The 8,397-nt window shown below is 68.6% G+C and carries 10 protein-coding genes; 7 read left to right on the top strand and 3 right to left on the bottom strand.

Annotated elements, in window-relative coordinates; genetic code table 11:
• Positions 1-324 precede the first annotated feature (324 nt).
• From hda to R5H29_RS00510, 3 genes are read right to left on the bottom strand one after another with little or no spacing between them, the layout of a single operon-like run.
• Positions 325-1,032: a DnaA regulatory inactivator Hda gene (gene hda / locus R5H29_RS00520; protein WP_021202582.1), complete on the bottom strand. Its 708-nt coding sequence runs from the start codon at positions 1,030-1,032 to the stop codon at positions 325-327.
• Positions 1,032-2,201, bottom strand: a complete 1,170-nt coding sequence (locus tag R5H29_RS00515) for an AI-2E family transporter (protein WP_111099197.1) — start codon at positions 2,199-2,201, stop codon at positions 1,032-1,034. Before R5H29_RS00515 ends, hda begins: the two co-directional genes overlap by 1 nt.
• Entirely contained in the window at positions 2,198-3,337 is a 1,140-nt protein-coding gene (locus R5H29_RS00510) for a DUF2066 domain-containing protein (protein WP_019659435.1), read from the bottom strand. Before R5H29_RS00510 ends, R5H29_RS00515 begins: the two co-directional genes overlap by 4 nt.
• A gap of 99 nt (positions 3,338-3,436) precedes the next feature.
• Here R5H29_RS00510 and purM point away from each other — a divergent pair, with 99 nt between their 5' ends.
• The 7 genes from purM to R5H29_RS00475 all read left to right on the top strand — a co-directional run bounded on the left by purM (position 3,437) and on the right by R5H29_RS00475 (position 8,353).
• Positions 3,437-4,495 carry a phosphoribosylformylglycinamidine cyclo-ligase gene (gene purM / locus R5H29_RS00505; RefSeq protein ID WP_019659436.1) on the top strand — a complete coding sequence of 353 codons (1,059 nt, stop codon included), beginning with the start codon at positions 3,437-3,439 and terminating at the stop codon, positions 4,493-4,495.
• Positions 4,496-4,516: 21 nt separating this feature from the next.
• On the top strand, positions 4,517-5,005 hold the full coding sequence (locus R5H29_RS00500) for a hypothetical protein (RefSeq protein WP_332328551.1): 489 nt from the start codon (positions 4,517-4,519) through the stop codon (positions 5,003-5,005).
• Positions 5,002-5,424, top strand: coding sequence for a hypothetical protein (locus R5H29_RS00495; RefSeq protein ID WP_021202585.1), 423 nt, complete (start codon positions 5,002-5,004; stop codon positions 5,422-5,424). Before R5H29_RS00500 ends, R5H29_RS00495 begins: the two co-directional genes overlap by 4 nt.
• A 40-nt stretch (positions 5,425-5,464) precedes the next feature.
• The gene (locus tag R5H29_RS00490) at positions 5,465-6,124 is read left to right on the top strand and encodes a DUF2238 domain-containing protein (protein ID WP_019659439.1); all 660 of its coding nucleotides are present in this window, start codon (positions 5,465-5,467) and stop codon (positions 6,122-6,124) included.
• Positions 6,121-6,780, top strand: coding sequence for a phosphoribosylglycinamide formyltransferase (purN, locus tag R5H29_RS00485; RefSeq protein WP_021202586.1), 660 nt, complete (start codon positions 6,121-6,123; stop codon positions 6,778-6,780). The genes R5H29_RS00490 and purN overlap by 4 nt, the downstream gene beginning before the upstream one ends.
• 68 nt (positions 6,781-6,848) lie before the next feature.
• Positions 6,849-7,667 carry a DUF3108 domain-containing protein gene (locus R5H29_RS00480; protein WP_155029070.1) on the top strand — a complete coding sequence of 273 codons (819 nt, stop codon included), beginning with the start codon at positions 6,849-6,851 and terminating at the stop codon, positions 7,665-7,667.
• Positions 7,668-7,669: 2 nt separating this feature from the next.
• Positions 7,670-8,353, top strand: a complete 684-nt coding sequence (locus R5H29_RS00475) for a DUF3108 domain-containing protein (protein ID WP_019659442.1) — start codon at positions 7,670-7,672, stop codon at positions 8,351-8,353.
• Positions 8,354-8,397: the final 44 nt, after the last annotated feature.

Below are 8,397 nucleotides of genomic sequence, written 5' to 3'. Positions count from 1 at the left end.
GCTGACTGCTGACTGCTGTTGGTGGGTGTCGACCTTGGTCGTCACCAGAGCAAGCGCAGCGAAGCGACCCGCTTTTGCTTTTCTTTTTTCTTTTCCGTGGCTGGACGCCCACGGAAACTGTCAGAGGCCGGGCGGGGTGGGGTGGCGGGGGGGTGCGCCGGCGGGGTGGCCCCGGCCCCCCCCCCCGGCCCCGGGCCCCGCGGGCCCCCCGCCCCCCCCCCCCCCCCCCCCCCCCCCACCCCGCCATCCCCACGGATAGCCAGCTTTTGACGTTGACGTTGCTTCTGCGGGTGCAGGGCGCAGCCCTGCAAACAAACCCCACCCTCAGTAGCGGGGCCGGCCTTCTTCCAGCACCTGGCGCAGGAACGGCACGGTGATCCGCCGCTTCGCCGCCAGCGATTCGCGGTCCAGCCAGTCCAGCAGCGTGATCAACCCACCCAGCTCGCGCCCGGTGTGCGACAGCAGCCACTCGATGGCCGCTTCGTCGATGGCCAGGCCGCGTCGCAGCGCGCGCTCGCGCAGCACCGCAGCACGACCTTCCTCATCCAGCGGCTGCAGCAGCACGCGCACGCACTGGCCCAGCCGCGAACGCAGGTCCGGCAGTACCAGGCCCAGTTCTTCCGGCGCCTTCTGCGCCGTGTACAGCACGGTCACGCCTGCTGCACGCGCGCGGTTGTGGAAATCAAACAGCGCGATCTCGTCCTCGCGGTTGCCGGCAACCTCGTCCAGCCCGTCCAGCGCCACCAGTTCGCGTGCGTCCAGCCCGTCGAGCGCTGCACGAACGCGGCCGGCGGCGCTGGCCAGTGGCACGTACGTCGGCAGGCGCCCGGCCTGCTCGGCGCTGGAGCACGTCGCCAGCGCCTGGTGGGTCTTGCCGGTTCCCGCAGCGCCTTCCAGGTAGACCCAATCGTGGCTGGCACCGACCGCGATCGCGCGCAGCTGCGCCAGCGCGCCATCCGGCGCGCCGATGAAGGTCTCCAGGCGCTGGTCCCGCGGGTAATGCAGGGCCAGCGGCAGTTGCGGCACGCCCATCACTTCAGGTCGGGGCCCTTGTCGGTCGGAACGATGATATGGGGGGCGTCGACCACGCCATCAAGCACGATCGCCGGCTTCTCGCCCACGTACAGCTCGCTCTGGCGGTAACGCTGGTGGGCATAGCGCAGCAGCACGTTGGTCACCGCCGCCACCGGCAGCGCCAGCAGCATGCCGAGGAAGCCGAACAGCTGGCCGCCGGCCATCACCGCGAAGATCACCGCCACCGGATGCAGGCCGATCTTGTCGCCGACAATGCGCGGGGTCAGTACGTAGCTCTCCAGCAGCTGGCCCACGGTGAACACCACGCCGACCAGGATCAGCAGCTTCAGGTCGAAACCCTGTGCCTGCACCAGCGCGGCAATCACCGCCATCAGCACGCCGGTGGTCGCGCCCAGGTAGGGGATGAAGCTGATCAGGCCGGCAATCAGGCCAATCAGCAGGCCCAGCTTGAGGCCTACCAGCGACAGGCCGCCGGCGTAGATCACGCCCAATGCCAGCATCACCAGGAACTGGCCGCGGATGAACGCCCCCAACACCTCGTTGGACTCACGCGCCAGCGCAGTGATGGTGCCGATGTGGTTGCGCGGAATCACCGAGGCCACCCGCTCGACCAGCTTGTCCCAGTCGCGCAGGAAGTAGAACGCCAGGATCGGCAGCAGCAGGATGTTGACCACCCAGGTCACCATCGCAAAACCCGAACGCGAGACGTAGCCCATGAACGTGGTGGCGACGCCGCCGGCCTGCTGCCAGTGGCTGCGCACCCACTCGATCAGGCGGTCCGGATCCAGCCACTGCATCACTTCCAGGCCGGTCTTCTGCTCGAACCAGGGAATCCCCTTTTCCATCAGCCACGCCTGCGCCTGCGGCGCGACCGCGATCAGGGTGGTGATCTGGCGCTCGATCATCGGCACCAGCACCAGCAGCAGCGCCACGATCACCAGCACCATCGCCGCGAACACCAGCACCACGCCGGTCATGCGCGAGCGGCCGGTGGCCTCGATGCGGTCCACCAGCGGGTCGCCCAGCCAGGCCAGTGCCAGCGCCAGCACGAACGGGGTCAGGATCGGGGCCAGCAGCCACACCACCCAGCCGACCAGGCCGGCGAACAGGATGTACTTCAGCCGGCGCAGGAACTGCGCGATTTCCGCTTCCGGGGTCAGGGTCATCGCAGGCGGTACTCATTGCTGACCGGTGCTGCGACCGGGGCACCGGTGGTGTCGTCGATCGGCGTCGGCAGGGCCGGCAGCGGCGCGCTCGGCACCAGTACACCGTTGTCACCCAGCATGCGGTTGAAGCCGGCCAGGCCGGTGGTCATCTCCAGGCTCAGCTCCAGCTGGCCGGCCGAAGCATGCAGCGGGGTGACGTTGCGCACCACCGGCACCTCGCGCAGGCCGGCGGCCAGGCGCAGGTAGTCGTCGGCACTGTTGATGCCGGTGACCACCACGCGGTAGGTTCCGGCCTGGCCGACGGCGGCGCCGGCCTTCGCATAGCGCCTGACCAGCGCATCGGCGGCGCCATCGGCGCCGGCCGCCATCGCCCGCATGGCGTTGGCGTCCTTGCTGGTCCACTTGTTCAGCTCACGGCCGTTGTCGACGAACACCCAGTCCGCCTGCCAGCCGCCGTTGGCGCGGTAGAGCTTGCCGATCAGCTGCATCGGCGGTGAGTAGCGCGAGGAGGCGCGGGCCACGGCGGCACTGTCCTGGCGCCAGATGGCACCGGCCAGCGCCTGCTCGGCGGCACCGCCGCTGGGCAGGCCGAGCTTGTAGCCGCGCTCGATGGCGCGGTTCAGCAGTGGGCGGGCGGCATTGGCCTGCTGCACGCTAACCAGGCGCGGTCCGCTGCCGTCATCCACGGCCAGCCACACCACCGGCTTCGGTCGCGGCTGCGGCCACAGCGGCAGGCCCAGCGCCGAGACCAGCGAATCGACGTCGTCCTCGCGGAAACGGGCCACCAGCAGGGTCCGGAAGCTCGGCGCGCCGCTGGCGCCTACGCTCTGGTCCTGCTTGTAGTCGTAGCTGGCCACGTAGTCCTTGGCATTGCGCAGTGCCTGCACCACACCGGGGCGCGACATCACGTTGCGATCACCGGACAGCTTGCCCAGTACCACGCTCAGGGCGCGGGCCAGGGCGCCGTTGCGATCGGCTTCGGCTTGGCTGTTGACGGGCACTTCGGCCTCGTACGCGCCACTGGCGGTGGCGACATCACCCTCGGTGCGAAGGCCGCTCTGGGCCATCGTGGCCACCGGCAGGCTCAGCGCAAGGAGCAGGGTCAGAATCAGGCTGCGGCGCATCAGGACATCCATTGGCTCGACGTATCCGGGGGAATTGTTGCCCGAATACGGCCTTTGCGCCAATGCGGCCTGTTAAAATCGCCCGTTCAACCCCTGCCAGCGCCGACGCCCGTGACCAACACCCCGTCTTCCGCCCCCTCCCCCCTTACCTATCGTGACGCGGGTGTCGACATCGACGCCGGCAACGAGCTGGTCGAGCGGATCAAGCCCCTGGTCAAGCGCAGCTTCCGGCCGGAAGTGATGGGCGGCCTGGGCGGCTTCGGCGCCCTGTTCGACCTGTCCAACAAGTACCGCGAGCCGGTGCTGGTGTCGGGTACCGACGGCGTGGGCACCAAGCTGAAGCTGGCGCACCAGCTGAACCGCCACGATACGATCGGCATCGACCTGGTCGCCATGTGCGTGAACGACGTGCTGGTACAGGGTGCCGAGCCGCTGTTCTTCCTGGACTACTTCGCGACCGGCAAGCTGGACATCGACACCGCCGCGGCGGTCGTGGGCGGCATCGCCAACGGCTGCACCGAGGCCGGCTGCGCGCTGATCGGTGGTGAAACCGCTGAAATGCCCGACATGTATGCCCCGGGCGAATACGACCTGGCCGGCTTCACGGTGGCCGCGGTCGAGAAGAGCGAGCTGAAGGACGGCGCCAGCGTGGCTGCCGGCGACGTGCTGATCGGCATCGCCTCGTCCGGCCCGCACTCCAACGGCTACTCGCTGGTGCGCCGCATCTACGACCGTGCCGGCCGCCCGGCCGAGCTGGAGCTGGAAGGCGGCGTGAAGCTGGTCGATGCGCTGATGGCGCCGACCCGCCTGTACGTCAAGCCGATCCTGGCGCTGCTGAAGTCACACGGCGAGGCCATTCACGGCATGGCCCACATCACCGGTGGCGGGCTGACCGAGAACATCATCCGCGTGGTGCCCGACGGCCTCGGCCTGGACATCCAGGCCTCGTCCTGGACCCTGCCGCCGGTATTCCAGTGGCTGCAGAAGGAAGGCGCCGTGGCCGACAGCGAGATGTGGCGCACCTTCAACTGCGGCATCGGCTTCGTGCTGATCGTCGCGCCGGACCAGGAGGCTGCCGTGTCCGAGGCGGTCAGGGCGCAGGGCCTGGAGCACTGGACCATCGGCCAGGTGGTCACCGCCGAAGGCGCCGAGCGCGTCCACATCGGCTGAGCCCGGCAACCAGGAGCCCGCATGGACGCAACGCCCCCCCTGGCACCCACCCCGGTACCACCGCCGTTGGCGGCGGTGCCGGTCTTCAGCAGGCAGGACGCTGACCACCTGCGCGCGCTGTCCATCGCCCACTATGTGTTCGGTGGCCTGATTGCGCTGCTCTCGCTGTTTTTCATTCTGTACATCGTGCTCGGCATCAGTGCGCTGAGCGGCCATCTGCCGATGAACTCCGGGGGCCAGCCCTCGTCGCCGGCCGAACAGCGCCTGTTCGGCTGGGTGTTCACGGTCCTGGGGACCGTGTTCGTCGCCGGCGGCCTGGGCATGGCCGCATTCGTCATCCATGCCGGCCGCTGCGTGGCCCGGCGGCGTCGTTACCTGCTGTGCCTGATCGTGGCCGGCCTGCTCTGCCTGTTCGCGCCGCTGGGCACCGTTCTAGGGGTTTTCACCCTGGTCACACTGCTGCGCCCGCAGGTGAAGGCCGCCTTCAATGCAGCTGGCACGGCTGCATGACGATGCCGGGCGCGCCTCCGCCATTGCCACAGCAGACCCTGGCGCAGCTGCAGTTGGCCAGCCACCTGCAGACGCTGAAGGTGCTGTTCTACGCGCTGGCAGGTTTCCACTGGCTGGCCGCGTTGGCCTTCCTCGGTTTCATCGGCCTGGTCGCCAGCTCACGCGGGCTGGCCGATGGCGCGGTACTGGCCACGGTCTACGGGGTCATTTCGCTGTTGGCGGCCGCGCTTGGCGTCGTGCAGCTGCACACCGCACGCCTGCTGTCGCGCCGCACCGGGCTGGCCTGGTGCCAGCGCGCGGCCTGGCTGGCGGTACTGGCTGGCCCGCTGGGCATGGCCCTGACCGCCTATGCCCGGGTGTTCCTGTCCAAGCCTGACATGGCCGCATTGTTCGACCGCGGCGACCACCTCAGTGCCTGAGCCCGCAGGCAACCCATCGCTTCCTCCTGACCGATTCGACATGTCCGCGCCCGCCACCGCCGCAAACGCCACTGCCCGCGGCTATCGTGTTTCACTGCCCAAGAAGCTGGCCTTCGCCGCCGTACTGGCCGTGTTCCTGGTCAGCTGGATCGATCCGCTGTGGCCCGTCGAACAGGCCCTGCACAGCTCGCTGACCGTCGTCGGCCTGGCTGCCCTGCTCTGGGTGGACCGGCGTGGCTGGCTGGGCAATGGCGCCTTCATCGCGATCTGTGGCTTCATCGCACTGCATTGCGTGGGCGCGCGCTGGCTGTACTCCAACGTGCCCTACGACGCTTGGGCACAGGCGCTGGCCGGCTGGTCGCCGAATGCCGCCTTCGGCTGGCAGCGCAACCACTTCGACCGTCTCATCCACTTGTTGTTCGGCGTCTGCTTCACCCCCGCGCTGCTGCAGCTGGCCCGGCATGCCTGGCCGGCGCTGCGCCTGGGCCAGGCCTTCAGCCTGGCGGTGATGACGGTGATGTGCGCCAGCCTGGTCTACGAGTGGTTCGAGTGGGCCATCGCGCTGGCCCTGTCGCCCGACGCCGCCGAGGCCTACAACGGGCAGCAGGGCGACATGTGGGACGCTCATGCCGACATGCTGCTGGCGACCTTGGGCAGTCTGCTGACCTGGCCGTTGATCCGCCGGAGTGCCCGGCAATGAGCACGCCCACCCGCATTGCCGTGCTCGCCTCCGGCCGCGGCAGCAACCTGCAGGCCATCCTTGACGCAATTGCTGACGGCCGCCTGCCCGCCGAGGTTGTCGGCGTGTTCTCCGACCGCCCAGCCGCAGCCGCGCTGCAACGGGTCGGCGACAGCCTGCGCTGGGCGCATGCACCGAAAGAATTCGGTGACCGCGCCGCCTACGAGCAGGCCTTGGGCGATGCACTGGCCGCGGTCGCGCCGGATCTGATCGTCTGCGCCGGCTACATGCGCATTCTCGGCGCCGACTTCGTGCAGCGCTTCAATGGCCGGCTGGTCAACATCCACCCCTCCCTGCTACCGCTGCACAAGGGGCTGGACACGCATGCGCGGGCGCTGCACGCCGGCGATGCGGAGCATGGGGCCAGCGTGCACCTGGTGGTGCCCGAGCTGGATGCCGGCGCCGTGCTGGCCCAGGCGCGGGTGCCGGTGATGCCCGGCGATGACGCCGACAGCCTGGCGGCGCGTGTGCTGGCGGTGGAGCATCCGCTGCTGATCGCCACCCTGCAGCTGCTGTGCGCCGGCCGCCTGGCTGAACGGGAGGGCCAGCCACTGCTGGATGGTCACCCCCTGTTTAGCCCACTGGTCCTAGATTCCGCCGGGAACCTGAACCGGTAACGCCCACGCACACGCCCCGCTGACTGCGGGGCTGGCATCCTGCCCCCCTCCTGCAGCTCCTGTCCTCCATGAAGACCACGACCCTGCTGTCCACTTCATTGCTGCTGTCGCTTGTCGTGCTTCCCGGCGTGGGTTGGGGCCAGGCACAGGCGCCTGCCTCGCCGGTTCCGGCGCCAGCGGTGCAACCGCCGGCCGAAACGACGGCCCCGGCCCTGCCGGCATTGGCGTGGGAACCGCCGCCGCTGCAGCCGTTCAGCGCCACCTACCAGGCCTTCTACAAGGGCAAGGAGGCCGGCGACGCCAGCATGCAGGTCACCCACACCGGCGGCAACCAGTGGCGGGTGGACATGCAGGTGGTCGGCCGCCGCGGGTTCGCCAGCGTGCTGGGACTGAACATCGAGCAGAGCACGGTCTTCGAGGAGCGCGCTGGCACCTATGCACCGCTGAGCCAGAGCACGGTGCGCAAGGGCCTGTTTCTCGGCAAGAAGGCGGTCGGCACGTACAACTGGCAGGCCGGTACCGCGCAGTGGAGTGGCGATGTCGAGAAGAAGCGCGCACAGCCGATTCCGCTGCAGCCGGGCGACCAGAGTGCGCTGCTGATCAATCTGGCAATCATGCGCGACGCCCGCCCAGGCGCCGCGATGCACTACCGCTACGTGGACATGGGCAAGGTCCGCCAGCATGACTACCAGGCCGCGCCGCAGACCGAGAACGTCGAGGTCGGCGACCTGTCCTACAACGCGCTGCGGGTCTACCGGACCAACGGCGGCAAAAATGAAACCATCCTCTGGATCGCCAACGGGGTCCCCACCCCGGTGCGCATCCTGCAACGCGAAGACGGCGAAGACCGCGTCGATCTGCGCCTGATCGAATACCAAGGAGTCTGAGCATGAGCATCCCGACCCGCCCCCTCGCCTGGATCGCGGCCGCTGCCCTGTCCGTGGCCAGCCTGCCGGCCATGGCCCTGCAACCTTTCAAGGCGGATTACCTGGCCAGCTACATGGGCATGCAGGCCAACGGCACGATGACCCTGTCCAACGAAGGCAGCAACAAGTGGCGCTACAGCCTGCAGGTGAAGAACCAGCTGGCCGACCTGAGCCAGAGCACCGTGTTCGAGGAAGTGCGTGGGCAACTGCGCCCGTTGAGCAGCCAGGACCGCTCGGCGCTGCTGGTGAAGAAGCGCAACGTGCAGGCCAATTACAACTGGACCAGCAACCAGGCCACCTGGACCGGCGACATCAAGCCGGACCGTGCCGGCCCCATCGCGCTGAAGGCCGGTGACATGGATGCGCTGCTGATCAACCTGGCGATCACCCGTGACCTGGCCGCCGGTAAGCCGCTGACCTATCGCATGGTCGACGAAGGCCGCATCAAGAACATGACCTACCGCGTGGTCGGCAAGGAATCGATTACCGTGGGCGGCAAGAGCTACGAGGCCACCAAGGTCTCGCGCGCCGACGGCAACAAGGAGCTGATCGCCTGGATCGTGCCGGAGTTCCCGGTGCCGGCGCGCATGCTGCAGCGTGAGGGCGGACGCGATGCGCTGGACCTGACCATCAAGGCGCTGAACTGACCGGAGATCGACGTCATCCACGCATGGCGTGGATCTACTGGAAA

Origin of the sequence: Stenotrophomonas sp. A3_2, assembly GCF_036624925.1 — a bacterium.
Lineage (GTDB): Bacteria > Pseudomonadota > Gammaproteobacteria > Xanthomonadales > Xanthomonadaceae > Stenotrophomonas > Stenotrophomonas hibiscicola.
Note: the sequence above shows the minus strand (reverse complement) of the source record. Positions and strands in the feature narration are given on the sequence as shown.

What these genes read in the sequence shown, in the direction of transcription:
- hda (WP_021202582.1), bottom strand. Translation starts at nt 1,032, where the DNA reads ATGGGCGTGCCGCAACTGCCGCTGGCCCTGCATTACCCGCGGGACCAG.
- R5H29_RS00515 (WP_111099197.1), bottom strand. Translation starts at nt 2,201, where the DNA reads ATGACCCTGACCCCGGAAGCGGAAATCGCGCAGTTCCTGCGCCGGCTG.
- R5H29_RS00510 (WP_019659435.1), bottom strand. Translation starts at nt 3,337, where the DNA reads ATGGATGTCCTGATGCGCCGCAGCCTGATTCTGACCCTGCTCCTTGCG.
- R5H29_RS00500 (WP_332328551.1), top strand. Translation starts at nt 4,517, where the DNA reads ATGGACGCAACGCCCCCCCTGGCACCCACCCCGGTACCACCGCCGTTG.
- R5H29_RS00495 (WP_021202585.1), top strand. Translation starts at nt 5,002, where the DNA reads ATGACGATGCCGGGCGCGCCTCCGCCATTGCCACAGCAGACCCTGGCG.
- R5H29_RS00490 (WP_019659439.1), top strand. Translation starts at nt 5,465, where the DNA reads ATGTCCGCGCCCGCCACCGCCGCAAACGCCACTGCCCGCGGCTATCGT.
- purN (WP_021202586.1), top strand. Translation starts at nt 6,121, where the DNA reads ATGAGCACGCCCACCCGCATTGCCGTGCTCGCCTCCGGCCGCGGCAGC.
- R5H29_RS00480 (WP_155029070.1), top strand. Translation starts at nt 6,849, where the DNA reads ATGAAGACCACGACCCTGCTGTCCACTTCATTGCTGCTGTCGCTTGTC.
- R5H29_RS00475 (WP_019659442.1), top strand. Translation starts at nt 7,670, where the DNA reads ATGAGCATCCCGACCCGCCCCCTCGCCTGGATCGCGGCCGCTGCCCTG.